This window comes from Streptomyces sp. MAI_2237 (assembly GCF_054189285.1).
The window spans coordinates 666,547-690,756 of the sequence record NZ_JAJPGQ010000002.1 but is presented as its reverse complement, the minus strand read 5'-3'; the positions used below and the strand labels follow the sequence as shown (position 1 = coordinate 690,756).

The window sequence follows — 24,210 nt, the reverse complement described above, 5'->3', positions numbered from 1 at the left end:
TCGAGGGGGCGCCGTGGAATTGCCGGGGAATGCGAGGAGCGGTGGTGTTCAGGGTCTTCTGGTGACGGGGCGTTATCGCCTGGTCGAGAGTATCGGGCAGGGGGGAATGGGGCGGGTGTGGCGGGCGGCCGACGAAATACTCGACCGCCCGGTGGCCGTCAAGGAGATCCGGATAGACGGCCTGGACGGCGAGGACACGCGTACCCGCCGCGAGCGCACCCTGCGCGAGGCCAGGGCGACGGCCCGCATCGACCACCCCAACGTGGTGCGCGTCTACGACGTCGTCGACGAGGGCGAACGTCTGTGGATCGTCATGGAGTTGGTCAGGGGCCGTTCGCTGGAACGCGTCCTGGCCGAGGACGGGCCCCTCGGTCCGCGGGAGACGGCTCGCACGGGGCTCGGTCTGGTGGCGGCCCTGCGGCAGGTCCACGCCCGAGGCGTCCTGCACCGCGACATCAAACCCGGGAACGTACTCGTCGAGGGTTCCCCGGAACCCGACCGGCGGATCGTCCTGACCGACTTCGGTATCGCCGCGATCCAGGACGCCAAGGCTCTCACCATGGTCGGCATGCTGGTCGGCTCGCCCGACTACATGGCACCCGAGCGGATCTCCGGACGCCCGCAGGGCCCGCCGTCCGACATCTGGTCCCTGGGCGCGACCCTCTGCGCGGCCCTGGGCGGCCGTTCCCCCTTCTCCCGCGGCACGACCCTGGCCACCCTGCACGCGGTCCTCTACGAGGAGCCCGAACTCCCCGCCGCGGCCGGACCCTTGAGCGGCGTCCTGGCGGCACTGCTGGAGAAGGAACCGGAAGCCAGGCCGGGCCTCGCGGAACTGGAGGAGGCCCTGCGCCCGGTCGCCTTCCCAGCCCCCACGCCGACCTTGCCGGTGGGCGGGGGCGGCGCGGACGCCCCGGAGGAACGGCAGCCCCAGGGCCGGCCGACGGCCGCGGGAACCACCCCGGCACCCCCGGTCACCCCCGAGCCAGAGCCGCCCACCCCCCAGCACGGGCCCTCCGGCGAACCACCCGCCGCGGCCACCCCGCACACCCGTCTGGTACGAGCCGCCCGCGACCCCAGGCGCCCCGAGCCCCCGGAGGACGTTCCCCCCACCGCCCGGCAGGAGACACAGAAACTACGCCACGGCGGTCACACCCCACCCGAACCTCCTGACGCGACGCCCACCCCCGCCGCGCCGTCGGACGGCCTGCCCAGCCCCGCTGCACCGGCCGACGGCCCGCCGGGTCCCGTCCCTCCGGCCGACGGCCCATCAGCCCCCGTCCCTCCGGCCGGCGATCCACCTGCACCCGCGCGCCGGTCCGACGGTGCCCCGGCATCGGTGCCCCGGGCCGACGGTGCCCTGGCATCGGCGCCCTGGGCCGACGGCGCGCCGGCACCCGCGTCACCTGTCGGGCGCGCACAACCCGGCGAGTCACCCGTCGGCGGCGCGCAACCCGGCGAGTCACCTGTCGGGCGCGCACAACCCGGCGAGTCACCCGTCGGCGGCGCGCAACCCGGCGAGTCACCCGTCGGGCGCGCGCAACCCGGCGAGTCACCCGTCGGCCGCGCGCAACCCGGTGCAGCTCTCGTCCGCCCCGCGGAACCCGGGGGACCCCCCGGCACGTCCCCCGCCGCCCCCGCCCCCGCCGCCGCCTCCGTCGAAGTCCCCTCCGAGCTGCGCTCCGAAGCCGGTGCGGAGGCGCCGTCCGTCAACTCCCGCACCAGTGAACCCACTTCGCCCCACGCCGCCCCTCCCGGCCCCACCCGCCCCGGCGTCTCCCTGACCCGAGCCCCCGCGGTGGCCCGGCAGCGACCGGCGCCGCCCGACCGCTCGCTGCACGAGCAGGGCACCCGGCCCCGACTCGGCCCCCATCCGCTGCACGGGGAGCCTCCTGCCACCCCCGCTCGGCGTCGTCGCCGTGCGGGGCTTCTGGCCGCCGCAGCGCTGGTCGCCGCCGGTGCCGCGGTCGTCGTGACGGTGCTGCTGAACTCCGGTGGGCACGGCGGCGATCACGCCGGTCCCACGACCTCCGCGACCAAGCCACCCACCACCTCCGGGTCCGGTCCGCCGCCCACCGTCGAGGGCACCTCCCGGCCCCGTACGCTGCCGCCCGGGACCCACGCGGAGGCCGGCGGATACGCGTGGGCGACCCCCGCGGGCTGGAAGCGCAACGTGATGACGGGAGCCGAGGTCCACTACACCTCGCCCGACGGCGCCCAGGAACTCGTGGCCAAGTCCGCCATCGCCCGCGACGACCTGATGGGGACCTGGCGGAAGTCGGAGCAGGACGCCCACCAGGGCCAGAACTACCAGAAGATCCGCCTGGAACAGACGACCTTCCGCGGCCACCCGGCGGTCGTCTGGGAGTACACCTTCACCCTCAAGGGCGTGAACTGGCACGCGCGGCTGCTCGGCTTCGACCAGGAGGGCAGGTCGTACCAGATCAACACCTGGTACCACCCGGACATCGAGACCCGGGCCGTCGGGGTCTACGACCGGGTCAAGGACAGCTTCACCGTGCTGTGAGCGCACGGAAGGGGCCCGCGGTCCGCACCGCGAGCCCCTTCCGTCCGCAGGACGCCGTCCGCGTCAGCCGGTCTTGACCTTCCCGGCCTCGTGCCCGGCCTCTGCGGGCACGGTGTCGCCCACGGCCGCCCGCCCGGCCCCGAGAACCTTCTGCCGGAGCACGGCGATCGCCACCACGACCGCCGCGACCAGCAGGGACAGCAGCACCGTCTCCCGCCCGTCGTGCTCCGTGTCGGTGAGCATGTAGGCCAGCACGAACACGATCAACGCCGCCGTCGCCCACGTCAGATACGGGTACAGCCACATCCGCACGACCAGCTTCTCCGGCGCCTCGGCCTGGATGATCCGCCGCATCCGCAGCTGCGAGAAGCAGATGACCAGCCACACGAACAGGGCCACCGCACCACTGGAGTTGACCAGGAACAGGAAGACCGAGTCGGGGAACTTGTAGTTGAAGAAGACGGCCACGAAGCCGAACACCACCGACGCCACGATCGCCGCCATCGGCACGCCCCGCGACGTGGTCCGCGCGAACGCCTTCGGCGCGTCACCCCGCTCGCCCAGCGAGAAGGCCATGCGGGAGGCCGTGTAGAGGCCGGAGTTGAGGCAGGAGAGCACCGACGTCAGCACGATGAAGTTCATGATCTGGCCGGCGTGCGCGATCCCGAGGGAGTCGAGGGCCGCGACGTAGGAGCCCTTGTCCTTGATGGCCGGGTCGTTCCACGGCAGGAGGCAGACGACGACGAAGATCGAGCCCAGGTAGAAGACGGCGATCCGCCAGATGATGCTGTTCGTCGACTTCGTCACCGCGCGCTGCGGGTTCTCCGACTCGCCCGCGGCCAGTGTCGCGATCTCGCTGCCCATGAAGGAGAACACGACGAGCAGCACGCCGGTGAGGATCGCGCCGGGGCCGTGCGGGAGGAAGCCTCCGTGGCCGGTCAGGTTGTCCAGGCCCGCCTTGTCGCTGTGGACGCCCGGCAGCACGCCGAACACCGCGAGCGCGCCGACGACGATGAACGCGCCGATCGCGACCACCTTGATCCCGGCGAACCAGAACTCGAACTCGCCGTAGGAGCCGACCGAGACGAGGTTGGTGGCGGTCAGCACGACCATCACGATGAGTGCCCAGCCCCACTGCGGGACCGCCGGTATCCAGCCCTCGAGGATCTTGGCGCCGGCCGTGGCCTCCACGGCCAGCACCACCACCCAGAAGAACCAGTACAGCCAGCCGATGGAGAACCCGGCCCAGCGGCCCAGCGCCCGGTCGGCGTGGGCGGAGAACGAACCGGAGGTGGGGTTCGCGGCGGACATCTCGCCGAGCATGCGCATCACGAGGACGACGAGGGTGCCGACGAGGGCGTACGACAGGAGGATGCCGGGTCCCGCGGTGGCGATGCCGGAGCTGGAGCCGACGAAGAGGCCGGCGCCGATGACACCGCCGATGGCGATCATCGACAGATGGCGGTTCTTGAGTCCTGCCTGGAGCCCGGAGGGCTGGTGCCCGGAAGTCATGGGGGAATTCCTTTGCGCCGGGTGAGCGGTCTGAGCGGTTTCCCGCACAGGGGTGTGTACGGGTCGGTCCAGTGAAACGGAGGCAAAGGAATTCGTGAACCTTTGAATCCGGATCGTTATTTGAGGTTTCCTTGAGGTTCCATGGTGAAGTGCGGATTCCCCTTGGCCGACACCCGGGGCTGCTGCCCTGAAACGGCCGTGTCACACTCACAGGCATGCGCGTGTATCTCGGCTCCGACCATGCCGGCTTCGAACTCAAGAACCACCTCGTCGAGTGGTTGAAGGCGGCCGGCCACGACCCCGTCGACTGCGGCCCGCACCTCTACGACGCCCAGGACGACTACCCGCCCTTCTGCCTGCGTGCCGCCGAGCGGACGGCCGCGGACCCCGACGCCCTCGGCATCGTGATCGGCGGCTCCGGCAACGGCGAGCAGATCGCCGCGAACAAGGTGAAGGGTGTGCGAGCGGCGCTCGCCTGGAGCGAGGAGACCGCCTCGCTCGGCCGCCAGCACAACAACGCCAACGTCGTGGCGGTGGGCGCGCGCATGCACACCACCGAGGAGGCGACGAAGTTCGTCGAGACCTTCCTGGGCACCCCGTTCTCCGGTGACGAGCGCCACATCCGCCGCATCGACATGCTCGCGGACTACGAGACGACGGGCGACCTGCCCCCGATCCCGGCGCACCACCCGCAGCAGGACTGACGCCCCGCGACAGGGGCCGGAAAGGAACAGGCACCGTGCCAGAGGGGCACACGATCCACCGGCTGGCGTCCGACTACGCCGGCCGCTTCTCCGGCACGGCGCCGCGCGTCACCAGCCCCCAGGGCAAGTTCTCCGACGCCGCCGCCCTGCTCGACGGCGCCCTGCTCACCCGTACGGAAGCCCACGGCAAGCACCTCTTCCTGGGCTTCCGCGACGGCGACTGGGTCCACATCCACCTCGGCCTGTTCGGCAAGGTGACCTTCGGCGCCGCCCCGGCGCCCCCGCCGACCGACACCGTCCGGCTGCGCCTGGCGAACGACACTTCCTACGTCGACCTGCGCGGCCCGACGACCTGCGCGCTCGTCACCGACGCCGAGAAGGAGGCGATACACGCCCGCCTCGGCCCCGACCCGCTGCGGGACGACGCCGACCCGCGGGTGGCGTACCGGCGGATCTCCCGCAGCCGTACTTCGATCGCCGGGCTGCTGATGGATCAGAAGGTGATCGCCGGCGTCGGCAACGTCTACCGCGCCGAGGTCCTCTTCCGGCACGGCATCGACCCCTACCGGGCGGGCAGGGACATCACCCCGGCCGAGTGGGACGCGATCTGGGCCGACCTCGTCGCGCTGATGCGGGAGGGCGTGCGCCACAACCGCATCGACACCGTCCGCCCCGAACACACCCCGGAGGCGATGGGCCGCCCGCCGCGCGTCGACGACCACGGCGGCGAGGTCTACGTCTACCGCCGGGCCGGCCTGCCCTGCCACATCTGCGGCGGCGAGATCCGCACCGCCGACCTCGCCGCCCGCAACCTCTTCTGGTGCCCCACCTGCCAGCGCGCCTAGGGCGTGCGTCGAAAGTCCCGCCTGCCCCGCGATGCCTGGCACGCGCCCTAGAAGCCGTGCGGCAGCCAAGGGGCCACCGTGGACGCGAAGGCCAGTGACGCCTCCGCCAGCGCGCCCTGGCGCAGTTCCCGCACCCGCCCGGCCGCGGCGAGTGCCTTCAGGGTGACTCCGCCGAGATAAGCCGACCCCAACTCCCGTACGGACAGGGCGAGATCGGGGGCGTCGTCGGTGCGGGCGCAGGAGGCGCCCTTAGGGTCGCCGGTCAGCCGCCAACGACCCTCGTTCCAGGGGCAGAAGGCGTCCTCGACCGCCAGCACCACATCCACCGGCGCCTGATACGTCCGTGCCTGGAGCGCCGCGCCGACGTCCACCAGCCGTACGTGCAGGGAGTCCCGCGTCCGCAGCGAGCACCGCCGGATGTCGGAGACCAGGTGCTGCCAGCCCTCGTCCAGCGGGCGGCCCCGGGCGAACACCTTCGACGTGAGGTCGATCTCGCACAGGAACCGCCACAACGCCGCGTGCGCCGCCGGATCCAGCGCCTCCACGTCCTGCACCACCACCGTGCCGACGGGGCCGGTCGGCTCCCAGTCCGGCTTGACGCGGAACCGGGCGTAGCCGACGACCTCGCCCTCCCGTTCCGCGAGCACGCACTGCTGCGGTGACGCGCCGCCCCGGTCGCTCTCCGGGTCCAGCACCCCCAGCCGCTCCCAGCCCGGCCCGCGCACCAGCATCCCGGGCCGCCGCGGCACGAGCCGGGCGTACAGCGCCTCGCAGGCGTCCAGCACGTCCCCGGGGCGCGCGTACCGCAGCCGCACCTCATCGGTGCCGGGCGGCACGGACAGCCGGACACGGGTCGTGTCGATCTCGGCGTTCACGTGGAAGGTCGCCGTCCCGTACCCGAAGCGCCCGTAGATCGCGGGCTCGGAGGCCGTCAGCACGGCCAGCGGCTCGCCCCAGGACCGCACGTCGTCCAACTGCCGCCGCATCATGGACGTCAGGACACCCCGGCGCCGGTGCGTGGCGGCCACCGAGACCATGGTGACGCCGGCGGCCGGCACCGCGGTCCCGCCGGGCACGGTCAGCCGGAAGGCGAACGCCCCGGCCGTCCCGACGCACGCCGCACCGTCCCAGACGCCCACGCACCGCCGCGGATCGATCAGCTCGCGCCACAGCGCGCGCTCCTCGTCCGACTCCGCGACCCCGCCGAAGGCGCGGATCAGGTTGTCGTACCACTCGTCCCATTCGTCCTGCCGCAGCGCGCGCACGTCGTTCCCCATGAACCATGCCTACCAGGGCCGCACGGGAGGAGCGAGGGAATTTCCGGCGCAGGCCGAAGGGCTCAACAGGCCCGTACAAAACGGTCTATTCACGGCCTTGCCGGTGCCTGTGAAGTTGAATCTCGGATGGGGGACAAGTCGTACCTCCTGTGCCAAGTGGCGGGTCCGACGGATAAGGTCCCGAACTAATGGCAGCAGGACGAGAGCGGCGCGCGGAAGCCGAGACGTTCACGGCCCGGTTGAAGATGCAGTGGCACCGGGCCCGGGTCGGCGTGCGCAGAAGCGCCGTCGACTACTTCCGCGGGGACGGCTCGGAATGGATGGCCCTGGGCCTGCTGCTGTTCACCATCCCCGTCATCGCGGCCGTGACCCTGGCCAACTCGGTGTGGTGCTCGCCGGCCCTGCTCGTCGTGCCGATCGTCGCGGGCGGCCTGCTGCTGCGTCCGGCGAGCCTGCTCGGCCTGTACGCGGCGGCGGCCACGGCGCTGATCGTGGAGTCGGTGAAGCTCGGCCCCTACACGGAGGGCCCCTCGCGGGTCACGCCGGGCGTGGTCCTCGCCGTCGCCGCGTGCGGCTTCTTCGGCCTGCTGGTGGCCCAGTTCCGCAGCCGGGTCGGCGTGCCCTGGCGGCGCGGCGGCACCATGCTCTTCGACCTGCGCGAACGCATCCGCGTCCAGAGCAAGCTGCCCACGCTGCCCGGCGGCTGGCACCGCGAGATGGCCCTGCGCCCGGCCGGCGGCCAGTCCTTCTCGGGCGACTTCGTGGTCGCGGCCCGCACGAACGGCGGCCGCACCCTGGAGGTCGTCCTGACGGACGTGTCCGGCAAGGGCATGGACGCCGGTTCGCGAGCCCTGCTGCTGTCCGGCGCCTTCGGCGGCCTGCTGGGCTCGCTGCCGCCGCACGCCTTCCTCCCGGCCGCGAACGGCTACCTCCTGCGCCAGGACTGGGACGAGGGCTTCGCGACCTCCATCCACCTCGTGCTGGACCTCGACTCCGGCGACTACGAGCTCTACTCCGCCGGCCACCCGCCGGGCCTGCAGCTCAGCGCGGGCAGCGGCCGCTGGGAGGAGAAGGCGGCCGAGGGGCCGCTGCTCGGTGTGTACGACGGCGCCCAGTTCGACCCCGTGAAGGGATCGCTCCGCCCCGGAGACGTGTTGATGCTGTTCACGGACGGGCTGGTGGAAACCTCCGACCGGGACATCGTCGAGGGCATCGACCGGCTGACCGGGGAGGCCGACCGGTATGTCGCGGGCGGCTTCCACGGCGCGGCCTGGCATCTGATCGAGGCGGTGGCCAAGGACGTCAACGACGACCGGGCCCTGCTGCTGATCTGCCGCGAGGGCCCGACGGCCGGGCAGCCCAGGCTGATGTAGCCGCCTGCGAGGGCGGTCCGGCGCCAGGACAGACTGGGGCCATGACACTGTCGCTCCTCGAAGTCGAGAAGATCGCGCGCTGGGCGCACGCCACCCAGACCGACAAGCAGGACCGCCCCTACGTGGAGCACCTCGTCGCCGTCGTGGCGGGCGTACGCGCCTGCGCGGGGGACGAGGACCAGCTGAAGGCGGCCTGGCTGCACGACGCCGTCGAGGACACGCCGCTGACGGAGCGGTGGCTGCGCGGCCTCGAACTGAGCACCCGTACCCAGGACATCGTGCTCGCCCTCACCAAACGGGACGGCGAGCCGGCGCGGGAGTACGCCGACCGGATCCTGGCCACCCCCGGCGCGCTCCTGGTGAAGGCCGCGGACATCGCGCACAACGCCGACCCGGCGCGCATCGCGGGCGTCGCCGACGAGGCCACCCGCACACGACTGACCGAGAAGTACGCCGGCATGCGCGCACTTCTCGGTCTGGACGCCGCGGCGCCCTGCTGGGGTGTGGCTAGGCGCTGACCTTCTCGCGCGGGGCGTTGACCCGGCCGCGCGCCGCCTCGACGGAGTCGGGCCGGAAGGCCCACTTCATCTCCGGCTCCATCGCGAACCGGAACACCCGCTGCACCGGCCGGGTGCACAGCACGGTGACGACGGCGGCCGCCGCGAGCGTCACGAGGATCTCGCCGAGCGGCCGGCGCATCCAGCCGTAGTCGAACCAGCCGTAGAAGTCACCGGCCTTGACCACGAAACCGTGCAGCAGATAGCCGTACAGGGTGCCCGCCCCGAGTGCCGTGAACCACATCCGCCGGCGCGGCACCCAGGCGAAGAAGCAGACGGTCAGCAGCAGCGAGCAGCCGAACAGCGCCAGCGTCATGACCGGCCCCGACCACCAGGGCGCGCCCAGGTTCTGGGCGGCGTCGCGGTGGTAGAACCAGGCGGTGTTCATCCGGGGCACGGCCCACCAGCCGACGGCCAGCGCGGCCGCGAAGACCGGCACGGACAGCATCCGCACCCGGCGCGTGCGCACCCTGTGGAAGTGCTCCGGCTTCATGCACAGACCCAGCACGAAGTACGGCAGGAACTGCAGCACCCGCTGCAGGTCGAGGTCGTCGCCGATGTCCGGGGAGACGGACGCCAGCATGGCCACGGCGAGCGCGAGCGGCAGCGGCCACCGGACCGTCTTCCACAGCGGGGTGGTCAGCCGCCAGATGAACAGGGCGATCAGGAACCAGGTGAGGTACCAGGGATCGAGCAGGCTGACGTCCATGCCCGGATCGTGGTCGCCGTAGCGCTTGAACAGGGAGTACGCCGTCTCGAACACGACGTAGGGCACCAGGACGCCGGTGACCAGGCGCCTGAGGCGGTCGGGGCGCATGTCGAAACTGCGCGAGAAGAAGCCGGAGATGATGATGAACGCCGGCATGTGGAAGGCGTAGACGACCGTGTACACGCCCTCCAGGACGCGACTGTCGCCCTTCAGCGGCTCCCAGGAGTGGCCCATGGCCACCAGCACGATCGCCAGGTACTTGGCGTTGTCGAAGAAGGCGTCGCGCTGCTTGCCGGGCCGGGCCGGCCGTCCCTGGGCCGCACGCGCCTGCTGACTCTGCGGCGAACGCGGACTCGGCACTCCCGACGCCGGCGACTGTGCCGGAGGGAGCGGCGTTCTGTGCTGACCGGGGGACGAGGCGGCGTGAAACATCTGAGGCACCCTAGCGTTGTCTGTGGCTATTCGTGAAACCGTCCATGTCATTCCTGCTTATGGGCTTCGTGTGCCCCGAAAATGCGGGGAGTTGACCTCACGATTCATCCTGGCAAAGAGGCATGAAGGGGACATTCCACCGGAGTCGCTCGCTGGCCTTATGGGTGGCTTAGTCCGGATGAATCATGACAAATGGGTCGGCTGTCCCTCCGCTTTGATGTGCCCGTGACGACAATTCGAAATAACTGCGAACGCGTTGTGTGGACATGGAAACGATCCCGCCGAATTACCTGGGCGGGTGGGTCCTCGAATTGCCGTGCGGACGGCCCGTGTTGGGGCCCGTGGCGCCCGTGCGTCCGTATGGTTCAGGCAAAGCTGTGACACAGGTGCCGCGCCGATGTCCCACCAGCCGCATACGCAGGCCCTGTTGGTGGCACGATGGTTCTGGCGGGGGTGCGCGGGGATGCGCCCCCGGGCCGGGAGAGCGGACCGACCAAGGGTGTGTGATCAGTTGTGGCCATTTCACTGTCAGTGGTGCTGCTGTTGGCGATCATCCTGGTGGTCCTGATCCGGGGTGGATCGATCAAGGCCGGACCCGCCATCGTCGCGGTGCTCTTCGGCTTCTTCCTCGCGTCGACCGGCATGGCCCCGTCGATCAACCGCTTCCTGAACTCGATAGCGGAAACGATCAACTCGATCAGCTTCTGACCCCGAGCCCCACCGGCCGCCCCACGCTTCGCGTACCCGGCGGCGGCCCCGCCATGCCGACACGCGCCCGCCCGGCGCCCCGGCCAGGGCGGGGTCCGCGGACCCCGGAAACCACTCAGGGCCGGACATGAGGATGATCCTCGTGTCCGGCCCCGGGCCGTATGGAGCGGGCGACGGGAATCGAACCCGCGTAGCCAGTTTGGAAGACTGGGGCTCTACCATTGAGCTACGCCCGCACAGAGCGCGCCGCAGGTCGGGAGACCGCGGCACTGAAGGCATCGTAGCGGGTCGGCCCGCCTCGCCGCACACCCCTTGGCCGCCCGGCCGGCCGAGAGCGGCGGCACTCCGGGAAAACCGGCGGTCGCACAGCGTGCGGGCATGTACCCTACGTGTCGCACCAGACGGGGTGTGGCGCAGCTTGGTAGCGCGTCCGCTTTGGGAGCGGAAGGCCGTGGGTTCAAATCCCGCCACCCCGACCAGGTGATCACCGAGTGATCGCCTTTGGGGCGTGTCGCCGCTGCCGTTACTATGCAAGCTGCACGCCCGTGTGTCTCTCCTCTACGAAGTAGTCCTCCGGGCGGCGATCCGCCGGAGCCGCTCTGGCCCCGGCAGAACCCAAGCAGTCAGCCACCAAGGAGACCGAACCGTGAAGAGCGCCGTGGAGACCCTGAACCCGACTCGGGTTCGGCTCACTGTCGAGGTGCCCTTCGAGGAGCTCAAGGACAGCCTCGACGCGGCGTACAAGAAGATCAACCAGCAGGTCACGGTGAAGGGCTTCCGGAAGGGCAAGATCCCGGCCCGCGTCATCGACCAGCGGTTCGGCCGCGGTGCGGTCCTGGAGGAGGCGGTCAACGACGCGCTTCCGAAGTTCTACACCGAGGCGGTCAACGAGGCGGAGATCGACGTCCTCGGCCAGCCCGAGGTCGACATCACCGAGCTGAAGGACGGCGAGACGCTGAACTTCACCGCCGAGGTCGACGTCCGCCCGACCATCGAGATCCCGGACTACTCCGGCATCGAGGTCGAGGTCGACGCCGTCGAGGTCACCGACGAGGACGTCGAGAAGTCCGTCGAGCAGCTCCGCGAGCGTTTCGCCTCGACCTCCCCGGTCGAGCGCGCCGCCGAGGACGGCGACGTCGTCACGATCGACCTGCAGGCCAAGGTCGAGGGCGAGGTCCTCGAGGACGGCGTCGCCGACGGTGTCTCGTACACCATCGGCTCCGGCGAGCTCCTCGACGGCATCGACGACGCCGTCAAGGGCCTGTCCGCCGGCGAGGAGGCCACCTTCACCTCCGAGCTCAAGGGCGGCTCGGCGGCCGGCAAGGAGGCCGAGGTCACCGTCAAGGTCACCCAGGTCGCCGCCCGCGAACTGCCCGAGCTGGACGACGACTTCGCGCAGCTCGCCTCGGAGTTCGACACCCTCGAGGAGCTCAAGGCCGACAGCCGCAAGCGCCTCGAGAACATGAAGCAGTACGACCAGGCCACGCAGGCCCAGGAGCGCGTCCTGGAGAAGCTGCTGGAGCTCGTCGAGGTGCCCGTCCCCGAGAAGCTGCTCGAGGACGAGATCAACACCCGCAAGCACAACCTGGAGCACCACCAGCTCGGCCAGATGGGTCTCGACCTCGCGAAGTACCTGGAGATCCAGGGCAAGACCGAGGAGGAGTTCGACACCGAGACCAAGGAAGCCGCGGTCAAGGGCATCAAGACCCAGTTCGTCCTCGACGAGCTGGTCAAGCAGGAGAAGCTGAACGTCAACCAGGAGGAGCTCACCGAGCACCTCATGCGCCGCGCCGCCTCCTCCGGCATGTCCCCCGACCAGTTCGCCCAGGCCGTCGTCGAGGGCGGCCAGGTGCCGCTCCTGGTCGGCGAGGTCGCCCGCGGCAAGGCCCTCGCGGTCGTCGTCGAGGCCGCCACGGTCAAGGACACCAACGGCGAGATCGTCGACCTGGACGACGAGGAGGAGACGGAGGCCGCCGCCGACGTCGCCGCCGAGGCGACCGAGGCCGACGCCACCGACGCCGACGAGGCGGAGAAGACCGAGGGCTGACGCTCACGGTTCCGCGTGACGTCGTAGGGATGTCGTAGGGAAAGGGCCCGGGGACACGCTCCCCGGGCCCTTTCCCGCGCTCGTGCCCGCCCGCCGTCCCACGGAGCAACCGCACATGCGCTGACAGCGAACAGTCCGGGAACCGGGATGGCACTGTCCGGCCTGCGCGTTAGGGTCCATGTACGAGGGCAGGGGAGTCACCAGAACCACCCCGCCCCCGGATGGGAACACGTGAGACGGCCCGGCGCCGTCGTAAGACGAGCAGGTGGATACGTGACGAATCTGATGCCCTCAGCCGCCGGCGAGCCTTCCATCGGTGGTGGCCTCGGCGACCAGGTCTACAACCGGCTGCTCAACGAGCGGATCATCTTCCTCGGCCAGCCGGTCGACGACGACATTGCGAACAAGATCACCGCACAGCTGCTGCTCCTTGCCGCCGACCCGGACAAGGACATCTACCTCTACATCAACAGCCCGGGCGGTTCGATCACGGCCGGTATGGCTATCTACGACACCATGCAGTTCATCAAGAACGACGTGGTGACCATCGCCATGGGCCTCGCGGCCTCCATGGGGCAGTTCCTGCTCAGCGCGGGCACTCCCGGCAAGCGCTTCGCGCTGCCGAACGCCGAGATCCTGATCCACCAGCCCTCCGCGGGCCTGGCGGGCTCGGCCTCCGACATCAAGATCCACGCCGAGCGGCTGCTGCACACCAAGAAGCGCATGGCCGAGCTCACCTCGCAGCACACCGGCCAGTCGGTCGAGCAGATCACCCGCGACTCGGACCGCGACCGCTGGTTCGACGCCTTCGAGGCCAAGGAGTACGGCCTCATCGACGACGTCATCCCGACGGCCGCCGGTATGCCGGGCGGCGGTGGCACCGGCGCGGCCTGAGGCCACCCCGCCGAGCCCCCAGCCGACCGCCCAAGCCCCTAGGAGACAGACAGTGAACGACTTCCCCGGCAGCGGCCTCCACGCCCGCACCGAGGCCGAGTACACCGGCCCGCGCGCCGAGTCCCGCTACGTGATCCCGCGCTTCGTCGAGCGCACCTCGCAGGGCATCCGTGAATACGACCCGTACGCGAAGCTCTTCGAGGAGCGGGTGATCTTCCTCGGCGTCCAGATCGACGACGCCTCGGCCAACGACGTCATGGCGCAGCTGCTGTGCCTGGAGTCGATGGACCCCGACCGGGACATCTCGGTCTACATCAACAGCCCCGGCGGCTCCTTCACGGCGCTGACGGCCATCTACGACACGATGCAGTTCGTGAAGCCCGACATCCAGACGGTCTGCATGGGCCAGGCGGCCTCCGCCGCCGCCATCCTGCTGGCCGCCGGCACGCCGGGCAAGCGCATGGCGCTGCCGAACGCCCGTGTGCTGATCCACCAGCCCTACAGCGAGACGGGCCGCGGTCAGGTCTCCGACCTGGAGATCGCCGCCAACGAGATCCTCCGGATGCGTGCGCAGCTGGAGGAGATGCTGGCCAAGCACTCGACCACGCCGATCGAGAAGATCCGCGAGGACATCGAGCGCGACAAGATCCTCACGGCCGAGGACGCGCTGTCGTACGGCCTGATCGACCAGATCATCTCCACCCGGAAGATGAACAACGCGGCCGTCCGCTGACAACGGAAGCGGTGCGGAAGCTGTATCGTCTGCCGCCCCTTGGCACGGTTGGTGTGCTTTGACACGCTGCACGTCACAGTGAACCGCGCCAAGGGGGGCCCGAACGGGGGGCCCGGCAAGGTACCGTCGGAATAGGCAGCACCAGGAGCCGCTGGATCTAGGCGTCTCCCAGGCGAAGGGGAAGCACACCGTGGCACGCATCGGTGACGGCGGCGATCTGCTGAAGTGCTCGTTCTGCGGCAAGAGCCAGAAGCAGGTCAAGAAGCTCATCGCAGGGCCTGGTGTGTACATCTGCGACGAGTGCATCGATCTCTGCAACGAGATCATCGAGGAAGAGCTGGCGGAGACCAGCGAGGTGCGCTGGGAGGAGCTTCCCAAGCCGCGCGAGATCTACGAGTTCCTCGAGGGCTACGTGGTGGGCCAGGAGGCGGCGAAGAAGTCCCTCTCCGTCGCGGTCTACAACCACTACAAGCGCGTCCAGGCCGGCGAGAACGGCGGCGGCAGCGGCCGTGACGACGCGATCGAGTTGGCGAAGTCCAACATCCTCCTGCTCGGCCCCACGGGCTCGGGCAAGACGCTCCTCGCGCAGACCCTGGCCCGCATGCTGAACGTCCCGTTCGCGATCGCGGACGCGACGGCGCTGACGGAGGCCGGCTATGTCGGCGAGGACGTCGAGAACATCCTGCTCAAGCTGATCCAGGCGGCCGACTACGACGTCAAGAAGGCCGAGACCGGGATCATCTACATCGACGAGATCGACAAGGTCGCGCGGAAGAGTGAAAACCCCTCCATCACGCGCGACGTGTCGGGCGAGGGCGTCCAGCAGGCTCTGCTGAAGATCCTGGAGGGCACCACCGCCTCCGTTCCGCCCCAGGGCGGCCGCAAGCACCCCCACCAGGAGTTCATCCAGATCGACACGACGAACGTCCTGTTCATCGTGGGCGGTGCCTTCGCGGGCCTGGAGAAGATCATCGAGTCCCGGGCGGGTGCCAAGGGCATCGGCTTCGGCGCGACGATCCGCTCCAAGCGCGAGCTGGAGGCCAAGGACCAGTTCGAGGACGTCATGCCCGAGGACCTGGTCAAGTTCGGCATGATCCCCGAGTTCATCGGCCGCCTCCCGGTCATCACCTCGGTCCACAACCTCGACCGCGAGGCGCTGCTGCAGATCCTGGTCGAGCCGCGCAACGCGCTCGTCAAGCAGTACCAGCGCCTCTTCGAACTCGACGGCGTGGAGCTGGACTTCGAGCGCGAGGCCCTGGAGGCCATCGCCGATCAGGCCATCCTCCGCCAGACCGGCGCGCGCGGCCTGCGCGCCATCATGGAGGAGGTCCTGATGTCGGTGATGTACGAGGTCCCGTCCCGCAAGGACGTGGCCCGCGTGGTCATCACGGCCGACGTCGTCCACTCCAACGTCAACCCGACCCTGATCCCGAGGGAAGCCCGCAACGGCCGGGGCCCGGGGGAGCAGAAGACGGCGTAGACGGTTCAGGTACGTCGTAGGAACAGGCGCCCGGCGATATCGCCGGGCGCCTGTTCCTTTTTGACACCATGACGTCATTGAGTCGCGTTGCAGCGAAATCGCGTCAGGTCCACGTCACTCCTTGGAAGCGCTCTCGATCACATGATCCTCTGAACGCGAGCTCCATCGGTCGCGCGTTCGAGCGGCTGGTGTTGATGAAACGGGAGGGTTCCAAGCAGTGATGACAAAGCGCATCTTGGCGACGGTCGGTGTGATGGTGGCGGTAGGGGCAGCGCCCCTCATCGCGGCTTCGCCGGCCTCGGCCACCGTCGCCCAGTGCACCGGCATAGTCCACACCTACGGGTACGTGGTCGGTGCGAAGGTCACAACCGCTTGTGGCTACGAGAAGCTGTCCACCGGGTTGGGGACGACGGCCAATCCGGTATGCGTGTACAAGCTCGTTCAGCTGGGAATTTCGAACAGCGTGGCACAGAAGGCGTGTTCGTGGGCCTGACGTCCTGATGGACTGACACGGTGAGGGGGCGTTCGCCGGCGAAGGCCCCCTCACGGTGCTCTGACTAGGCCTTGACGCGGACCTCGTTGCGGAGCTTGGCGGTCGTCGCCGCCGCCTCCGTGGGGTCGGTCGCGTTGCCCGCCGCGATGTCCGAGTACTTCATCGGCATCACGAAACCGAGCGTGCTGTGGTCGCCCCAGACGCAGTACGTCACGCCCATCTCCTTGGCCATGCCGGACGAGGCCGCGGACGAGTTCTCGACCTTGGCCCCCTGGCACTTGAGGATCGCGCCGTTCAGCCCTGCGGGCTTGTACTCCTTCGGGCTTCCCTCGAAGGTGACGTTCTCCTTCTTGGAGTCGTTCTTCATGAAACTGAAGAAGGCGTCAACGGCCTTTCCGGGATCGTCGATCGTTCCGTAGACACCACCGAACGAGAGGATCTTCCCGCCCAGCGGGTTGCTCGCGTCCTTCACCTCGTAGGAGGCGCTGACGTCCTTGGCGTCCTTGACGCCCCAGGACGCCGCGTCCTGCAGGTCGGACTTGGTCATCGTGTTGCTGTCGCCGCTGGACTTCTTGTACTCGGTGAGCACGACCGACGGCGTCGTCAGCTTGTGCGGGCCGTCGTCGGCGACGCTCGAACCGGCGCCACTACTGCCGCCCACCACGAAGTAGATCCCCACCCCGATCGCGGCCACGACCGCCACCGCGCCGATGATCAGGCCCGTCTTCTTCTTGCCGCCGCCCGGGACCGGGGGCTGCGGGACCGTGTAGGGCTGCTGGCCGTACGGCTGCTGGCCGTAGGGCGGCTGCTGCTGCCCGTACGGGCCCGGCTGCTGCGGCGGCACGCCCTGCGGGGGCGTCTGCGGGTAGCCGTAGCCCGGCTGGGGTGCCGTCGGCGGCTGCTGGGGGTAGCCGTAGCCGGGCTGGGGGGCCTGCGGCGGCTGCTGGCCGTAGGGTCCCGGCTGGCCGTACGGCCCGGGCTGCTGGGGCTGCCCGCCGTACGGGCCCGGCTGGTTGTGACTCATTTCTGGGTTCCCCTCCAGATGCTTATGTGGCCCTGACATCCTGGCGTAGACGGGGAGCAGGTGTTCCAGCGGGGGCCGCACCGTTACAGAACAAACGCGTTTCGGGACACCCCCGCGACACCCCTAAACTGACCCCGTGACCGAGAACGCTCAGCAGCAGCCATCAGCGCCCAGCACCGAACTGCCGACCCAGTACGCGCCGGCCGATGTAGAGGGGCCGCTGTACGAGCGCTGGGTGGAGCGGGGCTACTTCGAGGCGGACGAGAAGAGCGACAAGCCGCCGTACACCATCGTCATCCCGCCGCCGAACGTCACGGGCAGCCTGCACCTCGGGCACGCCTTCGAGCACACCCTCATCGACGCCCTCACCCGCCGCAAGCGCATGCAGGGCTACGAGACGCTGTGGCAGCCCGGCATGGACCACGCCGGCATCGCCACGCAGAACGTCGTCGAGCGCGAACTCGGCAAGGAGGGCAAGTCCCGCCACGACCTCGGCCGTGAGGCCTTCGTCGAGCGCGTCTGGCAGTGGAAGGGCGAGTCCGGCGGCCAGATCAGCGGCCAGATGCGCCGCCTGGGCGACGGCGTCGCGTGGTCGCGCGAGCGCTTCACCATGGACGAGGGCCTGTCCCAGGCCGTCCAGACCATCTTCAAGCGGCTCTACGACGACGAGCTGATCTACCGCGCCGAGCGCATCATCAACTGGTGCCCGCGCTGTCTGACCGCCATCTCGGACATCGAGGTCGAGTACCAGGACGACGACGGCGAGCTCGTCTCCATGAAGTACGGCGAGGGAGACGACACCATCGTCGTCGCCACCACCCGTGCCGAGACGATGCTCGGCGACACCGCCGTCGCCGTGCACCCCGACGACGAGCGCTACCGGCACCTGGTCGGCAAGCAGATCCGCCTGCCGCTGACCGACCGGTTCATCCCGGTCGTCGCGGACACGCACGTCGACCCGGAGTTCGGCACCGGCGCGGTCAAGGTGACCCCGGCGCACGACCCGAACGACTTCGAGATCGGCCAGCGCCACGGCCTGCCGTCCCTCACGATCATGGACGAGCACGCGGTCATCACCGCACACGGCCCCTTCCAGGGCCTGGACCGGCTGGAGGCACGCTCCGCCATCGTCGCCGCGCTGCGCGCCGAGGGCCGGATCGTCGCCGAGAAGCGGCCCTACGTCCACTCGGTGGGCCACTGCTCGCGCTGCAAGACGACCATCGAACCGCGCCTGTCCATGCAGTGGTGGGTCAAGGTCGGCCCGCTGGCGAAGGCAGCCGGCGACGCGGTCCGCGACGGCCGCGTCAAGATCCACCCCCAGGAGATGGAGAAGCGGTACTTCGACTGGGTCGACAACCTCCACGACTGGTGCATCTCACGGCAGTTGTGGTGGGGCCACCGCATCCCGGTCTGGTACGGCCCGAACGGCGAGGTCGTCTGCGTCGGCCCCGACGACGAGGCCCCCACCGGCGAGGGCTGGCGTCAGGACACCGACGTCCTCGACACCTGGTTCTCCTCGGGTCTTTGGCCCTTCTCCACGCTCGGCTGGCCCGAACAGACCGAGTCGCTCGCGAAGTTCTACCCGAACTCCGTCCTGGTCACCGGCTACGACATCCTCTTCTTCTGGGTCGCCCGGATGATGATGTTCGGCCTGTACGCGATGGACGGCACCCCGCCTTTCCACACCATCGCCCTGCACGGCATGGTCCGCGACCAGTTCGGCAAGAAGATGTCGAAGTCCTTCGGCAACGCGGTCAACCCGCTGGACTGGATGGACAAGTACGGCTCCGACGCGCTCCGGTTCACCCTCGCGCGCGGTGCCAACCCGGGCGTCGACGTGCCCATCGGCGAGGACTGGGTCCAGGGCTCGCGCAACTTCGCCAACAAGATCTGGAACGCCACCCGCTTCGCGCTGATGAACGGCGCGACGGTGGACGGCCCGCTGCCCGACGCGTCGGCGATGTCGCCCACGGACCGATGGATCCTGTCCCGGCTCAACTCCGTCGTCGCCGAAGTCGACGCGCTTTACGAGGACTACCAGTTCGCGAAGCTCTCCGACGCCCTCTTCCACTTCGCGTGGGACGAGGTCTTCGACTGGTACGTCGAGCTGTCCAAGACGACGTTCCAGGCGGGCGGTGAGGCCGCGGAGGTCTCGAAGCGGGTCCTGGGCGAGGTCCTCGACGTCACGCTCAAGCTGCTGCACCCGGTCGTCCCCTTCGTCACGGAGACCCTGTGGACCACCCTCACGGGCGGCGAGTCGGTCGTCGTCGCCGAGTGGCCGGCCGACAGCGGCTTCCGGGACGCCGGCGCCGAGCGGGAGATCGAGACCCTCCAGTCGGTCATCACCGAGGTCCGCCGCTTCCGCGCCGACCAGGGCCTGCAGCCGGGCCAGCGCGTCCCGGCCCGCCTCAGCCTGGACGGCACGGCACTGGCGCCGCACGAGGCCGCCATCCGCCAGCTGCTGCGCCTGCAGCCGGAGGGCGACTCCTTCACGGCGACGGCCACCCTCCCGGTCGCGGGCGCCGAGGTCGCCCTCGACCTCTCCGGCACCATCGACGTCGCGGCGGAGCGCAAGCGCCTCGCCAAGGATCTCGCGGCGGCGGAGAAGGAGAAGGCCCAGGCGACGGCCAAGCTGGGCAACGAGGCGTTCCTGGCGAAGGCCCCGGACAACGTGGTCGACAAGATCCGCACCCGCCTGGCCAAGGCGGAGGAGGACATCACCCGCATCCAGTCCCAGCTGGACCGCCTGCCCCAGCAGTAACCGACCCAGGCACGCGGGCCCCCGGAGCCGACAGGCACCGGGGGCCTTCGCCCACCCCGGGGCGCGGCCCTCGGAGCTGCTGAGCGCCGAGAGCCTTCGCCCACCCAAGGGGCGCGGGCCGCCCTCGCAGCTGTGACGCGCCCTGGCCCTTCGCGCACCCCGGCGCGCGCGGCCCTCGTAACTGTTGAGCCCCGGGTGCCGCCACCCACCCAGGGGCGCGGGGAACTGCGCGACAAGCCACAGACCTCCCCGTGCCCGCCGACCTGGACCAGCCACCCCTCCCCTCAGGCGCCGACCGGGACCAGCCACAGACCTCCCCGTGCCCGCCGACCGGGACCAGCCACCCCTCCCCCCGGGCGCAGCCCTAGACTGGCCCTGTGAGTGACAGCGACCCCTTCGACGAGATCATCGCGGAAGAGACCACCCGTGACCCCGATCTCGCGGTCATCGAGGCCGGCAGCCGAACCCTCCGCACCCAGGGCGGAGCCCCGAGCGCCGACGTGCCCGCCCGCCCCGAGGACCCGGAGGTCGACAAGGCCCTGCGCGCGGTCGAGGCCGACCTTGCGACCCGCTGGGGCGAGACGAAGCTGGAGCCGTCGGTCAGCCGGATCGCCGCGCTGATGGACGTGCTGGGCGAGCCGCAGCGCTCGTACCCCTCGATCCACATCACGGGCACGAACGGCAAGACGTCCACCGCCCGCATGATCGAGGCCCTCCTCGGCGCCTTCGAGCTGCGCACGGGCCGCTACACCTCCCCGCACGTGCAGTCGATCACCGAGCGCATCAGCCTGGACGGCGCCCCGATCTCCGCCGAGCGCTTCATCGAGACGTACGACGACATCAAGCCCTACGTCGAGATGGTCGACGCCTCGCAGGAGTACCGCCTGTCCTTCTTCGAGGTCCTCACCGGCATGGCGTACGCGGCCTTCGCGGACGCCCCCGTGGACGTGGCCGTCGTCGAGGTCGGCATGGGCGGCTCCTGGGACGCCACGAACGTCATCGACGCGGACGTCGCCGTCATCACCCCGATCGACCTCGACCACACCGACCGCCTGGGGGAGACGCCCGCCGCGATCGCCTCGGAGAAGTCCGGGATCATCAAGCAGGACGCGACCGTGATCCTGGCGCAGCAGCCGGTCGACGCGGCCCAGGTGCTGCTGAAGAAGGCCGTCGACGTGGACGCCACCGTGGCCCGCGAGGGCCTGGAGTTCGGCGTGGTCGCCCGCCATGTGGCCGTCGGCGGCCAGCTGCTCACCCTGCGCGGCCTCGGCGGCGAGTACGGCGAGGTCTACCTGCCGCTGCACGGCCCGTACCAGGCGCACAACGCGGCCGTGGCGCTGGCCGCCGTCGAGGCGTTCTTCGGCGTCGGCTCGCAGCGCCCCGAGCCCCTCGACATCGACACGGTCCGCAAGGCCTTCGCGTCCGTGTCCTCCCCGGGCCGCCTGGAGGTCGTACGGCGCTCCCCGACGGTCGTGCTGGACGCGGCCCACAACCCGGCCGGTGCCCGGGCCACCGCCGAGGCGGTCGGTGAGGCGTTCGACTTCAGCCGGCTGATCGGGGTCGTGGGCGCCAGCGGCGACAAGAACGTGCGCGGGCTGCTGGAGGCCTTCGAGCCGATCTTCACCGAGGTCGTCGTCACCCAGAACTCCACGCACCGCGCGATGGACGCCGACGAACTCGCCGCGATCGCCGTCGAGGTCTTCGGCGAGGACCGCGTCCAGGTCGAGCCGCGGCTGCCGGACGCCCTGGAGGCCGCGATCACCCTTGCGGAGGAGGAGGGCGAGTTCGCGGGCGGCGGAGTCCTCGTCACCGGCTCCGTCATCACCGTGGGCGAGGCCCGACTGCTCCTCGGGAGGGGCTGACACCGTGCGTACGCTGTGTTCCTCGACGCTGATCGGCGAGTTCTTCGTGATCGGGTTCGCCGGGCTGGTCGCCATGAAGGACCCGGACCTGTCCGTGGCGACGGTGTGGACCGTCAGCGGCATCGCAATGTTCCTGTGCCTGGTGCTGTGCGGCATGGTGACCCGCCCGGGCGGCATCGCACTGGGCTGGGCGCTTCAGGTCGCGCTGATCGCCTCCGGGTTCGCCGTGCCGACGATGTTCTTCCTCGGCGCGATCTTCGCCGCCCTGTGGTGGGCCTCGGTGCACTACGGCAGGAAGATCGACGAGGCGAAGGCGAGATTCGCCGCCCAGAGCGGCTCCTCTACACCTGACGCTGCGTGACGAGGGCCCCGACACGCCCTGTAATCTTCGAACACCCCGCACGACTCTTGATCACTAGGAGCCCGCAGTGAGCCAGCGCACCCTCGTCCTGCTCAAGCCCGACGCAGTCCGCCGCGGGCCTGACCGGCGAGATCATCAGCCGCATCGAGCGCAAGGCCGGCTGGCAGATCACCGCGCTGGAGCTGCGCACCCTGGACCAGGAGACGCTGGAGCAGCACTACGGAGAGCACAAGGGCAAGCCGTTCTACGAGCCGCTGGTGGAGTTCATGGCCTCCGGCCCGGTCGTGGCGCTGATCGTCGAGGGGGAGCGGGTCATCGAGGGGCTGCGCGCGCTCGCCGGCCCGACCGACCCGATCGCCGCCGCGCCCGGCTCCATCCGCGGCGACTACGGCGTCATCGTCCGGGAGAACCTGATCCACGCCTCCGACTCCGAGGAGTCCGCCGCGCGCGAGGTGAAGATCTTCTTCCCGGGCCGCGCGTAACCCGGCCCCGCGGAACGGCGATTCCGGGGGCGGTGACCCCCGGACTTTCTGGCATATGCGCGGCGATCGAGGGAACGAGCACCCCCGAACGCCCCTCTCACCAAGCGAACGCACCCAGCATCTGCTGACAATGGCGGAGACCCTTACGCAGTGTCCGTGCGGGCGCCGATAGCATGGAAGCCTTCACGTCACAGCACTTACTTCGCCGACCTGAAAAGCCCTCAAAAGCTCCCAGGAAGGCCAGACGAATCCTGATGGGGAACTCAATGTCGTTCATCGGCCGTGACATGGCTGTCGACCTCGGGACCGCCAACACGCTGGTGTACGTCAGGGGTCGCGGGATCGTACTCAACGAGCCGTCCGTAGTCGCGATCAACACGAACACCGGTGGCATCCTCGCGGTCGGTGCCGAAGCGAAGAAGATGATCGGCCGCACGCCCGGCAACATCGTCGCCGTCCGCCCGCTGAAGGACGGCGTGATCGCCGACTTCGAGATCACCGAGCGGATGCTCCGCTACTTCATCCTGAAGATCCACAAGCGGCGGTATCTGGCTCGTCCGCGGGTCGTCGTCTGTGTGCCCTCGGGCATCACCGGCGTCGAGCGCCGCGCCGTCATCGAGGCGTCGTCCCAGGCCGGCGCCCGCCAGGTGCACATCATCGAGGAGCCCATGGCCGCGGCCATCGGTTCCGGCCTGCCGGTCCACGAGGCCACGGGCAACATGGTGGTGGACATCGGCGGCGGCACGACGGAGGTTGCGGTCATCTCGCTCGGCGGCATCGTCACCGCCCAGTCCATCCGCGTCGCGGGCGACGAACTGGACAACGCGATCATCCAGCACATCAAGAAGGAGTACAGCCTTCTTCTGGGTGAGCGGACTGCCGAGCAGATCAAGATCACGATCGGTTCGGCGTACGACCTCGACGCTGACGAACACACCGAAATCCGCGGCCGGGACCTGGTGTCCGGGCTGCCCAAGACCGTCGTCATCTCGGCCGCAGAGGTGCGCAAGGCCATCGAGGAACCGGTCAACGCCATCGTCGACGCCGTCAAGACGACCCTCGACAAGTGCCCGCCGGAGCTGTCCGGCGACATCATGGACCGCGGAATCGTTCTGACCGGCGGCGGAGCCCTGCTGCGCGGCCTCGACGAGCGGCTGCGGCGCGAGACGGGCATGCCGATCCACATCGCCGAGGACCCGCTGGACAGCGTGGCGCTCGGTTCCGGCAAGTGCGTGGAGGAGTTCGAGGCGCTTCAGCAGGTGCTGGACGCCCAGCCGCGCAGATGACGTAACTCTTCGATTCCGCCGTACGAGATGATCTCCTCTCGTGCGGCGGATCGTTGATATAGAGGCATAAGCTCACGCATAAGCCTTCGCACCCTTCGACACCTGAACACCCGCACATTCCTATGAGGAAGGCACGGCCGCCGCAC

At 69.8% G+C, this 24,210-nt stretch carries 19 protein-coding genes, 2 tRNA genes and 1 pseudogene; 17 read left to right on the top strand and 5 right to left on the bottom strand.

Going from position 1 to position 24,210, the window contains the following annotated elements; all coding sequences use genetic code 11:
• Window positions 1-106: 106 nt before the first annotated feature.
• Window positions 107-2,524, top strand: coding sequence for a protein kinase domain-containing protein (locus tag LN251_RS07965; RefSeq protein WP_458244150.1), 2,418 nt, complete (start codon window positions 107-109; stop codon window positions 2,522-2,524).
• A gap of 63 nt (window positions 2,525-2,587) precedes the next feature.
• On the opposite strand, the gene LN251_RS07960 is transcribed toward LN251_RS07965, so the two are convergent.
• The gene (locus tag LN251_RS07960) at window positions 2,588-4,036 is read right to left on the bottom strand and encodes an amino acid permease (RefSeq protein ID WP_458243767.1); all 1,449 of its coding nucleotides are present in this window, start codon (window positions 4,034-4,036) and stop codon (window positions 2,588-2,590) included.
• A 215-nt stretch (window positions 4,037-4,251) separates the two neighbouring features.
• On the opposite strand from LN251_RS07960, the gene LN251_RS07955 reads away from it, so the two are divergent.
• Both LN251_RS07955 and LN251_RS07950 read left to right on the top strand, forming a co-directional pair.
• On the top strand, window positions 4,252-4,740 hold the full coding sequence (locus LN251_RS07955; RefSeq protein WP_058925294.1) for a ribose-5-phosphate isomerase: 489 nt from the start codon (window positions 4,252-4,254) through the stop codon (window positions 4,738-4,740).
• A 35-nt stretch (window positions 4,741-4,775) separates the two neighbouring features.
• Window positions 4,776-5,585: an Fpg/Nei family DNA glycosylase gene (locus LN251_RS07950; RefSeq protein WP_458243766.1), complete on the top strand. Its 810-nt coding sequence runs from the start codon at window positions 4,776-4,778 to the stop codon at window positions 5,583-5,585.
• A gap of 47 nt (window positions 5,586-5,632) precedes the next feature.
• Here the strand turns inward: LN251_RS07950 and LN251_RS07945 are convergent, their stop codons facing one another.
• A complete protein-coding gene (locus LN251_RS07945; protein WP_458243765.1) occupies window positions 5,633-6,862 on the bottom strand; it encodes a GNAT family N-acetyltransferase in 1,230 nt (409 codons plus the stop codon).
• 188 nt (window positions 6,863-7,050) lie between these two features.
• Between LN251_RS07945 and LN251_RS07940 the strand changes: the two genes are divergently transcribed.
• Window positions 7,051-8,235, top strand: coding sequence for a PP2C family protein-serine/threonine phosphatase (locus LN251_RS07940; protein ID WP_458243764.1), 1,185 nt, complete (start codon window positions 7,051-7,053; stop codon window positions 8,233-8,235).
• A 41-nt stretch (window positions 8,236-8,276) separates the two neighbouring features.
• Window positions 8,277-8,753, top strand: a complete 477-nt coding sequence (locus LN251_RS07935) for an HD domain-containing protein (protein ID WP_458243763.1) — start codon at window positions 8,277-8,279, stop codon at window positions 8,751-8,753.
• Here LN251_RS07935 and LN251_RS07930 read toward each other — a convergent pair.
• A complete protein-coding gene (locus LN251_RS07930; protein WP_458243762.1) occupies window positions 8,743-9,861 on the bottom strand; it encodes an acyltransferase family protein in 1,119 nt (372 codons plus the stop codon). The two genes, LN251_RS07935 and LN251_RS07930, sit on opposite strands and share 11 nt — an antisense overlap.
• Before the next feature lie 585 nt (window positions 9,862-10,446).
• Between LN251_RS07930 and LN251_RS07925 the strand changes: the two genes are divergently transcribed.
• A complete protein-coding gene (locus LN251_RS07925; RefSeq protein WP_016435177.1) occupies window positions 10,447-10,641 on the top strand; it encodes a hypothetical protein in 195 nt (64 codons plus the stop codon).
• Window positions 10,642-10,803: 162 nt separating this feature from the next.
• On the opposite strand, the gene LN251_RS07920 is transcribed toward LN251_RS07925, so the two are convergent.
• A tRNA-Gly gene (locus LN251_RS07920) sits at window positions 10,804-10,877 on the bottom strand.
• Between the two features lie 166 nt (window positions 10,878-11,043).
• Here LN251_RS07920 and LN251_RS07915 point away from each other — a divergent pair.
• From LN251_RS07915 to LN251_RS07890, 6 genes are all read left to right on the top strand, one after another.
• Window positions 11,044-11,120, top strand: a tRNA-Pro gene (locus tag LN251_RS07915).
• 167 nt (window positions 11,121-11,287) lie between these two features.
• Window positions 11,288-12,688 carry a trigger factor gene (gene tig, locus LN251_RS07910; RefSeq protein ID WP_458243761.1) on the top strand — a complete coding sequence of 467 codons (1,401 nt, stop codon included), beginning with the start codon at window positions 11,288-11,290 and terminating at the stop codon, window positions 12,686-12,688.
• A 285-nt stretch (window positions 12,689-12,973) separates the two neighbouring features.
• The gene (locus LN251_RS07905; protein ID WP_055570713.1) at window positions 12,974-13,582 is read left to right on the top strand and encodes an ATP-dependent Clp protease proteolytic subunit; all 609 of its coding nucleotides are present in this window, start codon (window positions 12,974-12,976) and stop codon (window positions 13,580-13,582) included.
• Between the two features lie 52 nt (window positions 13,583-13,634).
• Complete coding sequence (locus tag LN251_RS07900) at window positions 13,635-14,315, top strand: ATP-dependent Clp protease proteolytic subunit (RefSeq protein WP_362989652.1); 681 nt, start codon at window positions 13,635-13,637, stop codon at window positions 14,313-14,315.
• 190 nt (window positions 14,316-14,505) lie between these two features.
• Window positions 14,506-15,795, top strand: coding sequence for an ATP-dependent Clp protease ATP-binding subunit ClpX (gene clpX / locus LN251_RS07895; RefSeq protein ID WP_458243760.1), 1,290 nt, complete (start codon window positions 14,506-14,508; stop codon window positions 15,793-15,795).
• 220 nt (window positions 15,796-16,015) lie between these two features.
• Entirely contained in the window at window positions 16,016-16,288 is a 273-nt protein-coding gene (locus LN251_RS07890; protein ID WP_458243759.1) for a hypothetical protein, read from the top strand.
• A gap of 64 nt (window positions 16,289-16,352) precedes the next feature.
• Here the strand turns inward: LN251_RS07890 and LN251_RS07885 are convergent, their stop codons facing one another.
• Window positions 16,353-17,312 carry a hypothetical protein gene (locus LN251_RS07885; RefSeq protein WP_458243758.1) on the bottom strand — a complete coding sequence of 320 codons (960 nt, stop codon included), beginning with the start codon at window positions 17,310-17,312 and terminating at the stop codon, window positions 16,353-16,355.
• A gap of 136 nt (window positions 17,313-17,448) precedes the next feature.
• On the opposite strand from LN251_RS07885, the gene LN251_RS07880 reads away from it, so the two are divergent.
• From LN251_RS07880 to LN251_RS07860, 5 genes and pseudogenes are all read left to right on the top strand, one after another.
• On the top strand, window positions 17,449-20,073 hold the full coding sequence (locus tag LN251_RS07880) for a valine--tRNA ligase (RefSeq protein WP_458243757.1): 2,625 nt from the start codon (window positions 17,449-17,451) through the stop codon (window positions 20,071-20,073).
• Window positions 20,074-20,450: 377 nt separating this feature from the next.
• Window positions 20,451-21,935: a bifunctional tetrahydrofolate synthase/dihydrofolate synthase gene (folC, locus tag LN251_RS07875; RefSeq protein ID WP_458243756.1), complete on the top strand. Its 1,485-nt coding sequence runs from the start codon at window positions 20,451-20,453 to the stop codon at window positions 21,933-21,935.
• A gap of 4 nt (window positions 21,936-21,939) precedes the next feature.
• Entirely contained in the window at window positions 21,940-22,296 is a 357-nt protein-coding gene (locus LN251_RS07870) for a DUF4233 domain-containing protein (RefSeq protein WP_458243755.1), read from the top strand.
• A gap of 67 nt (window positions 22,297-22,363) precedes the next feature.
• Window positions 22,364-22,778 (top strand): annotated as a pseudogene (gene ndk / locus LN251_RS07865) (nucleoside-diphosphate kinase).
• A gap of 266 nt (window positions 22,779-23,044) precedes the next feature.
• Window positions 23,045-24,064: a rod shape-determining protein gene (locus tag LN251_RS07860; RefSeq protein ID WP_004931372.1), complete on the top strand. Its 1,020-nt coding sequence runs from the start codon at window positions 23,045-23,047 to the stop codon at window positions 24,062-24,064.
• Window positions 24,065-24,210 lie beyond the last annotated feature (146 nt).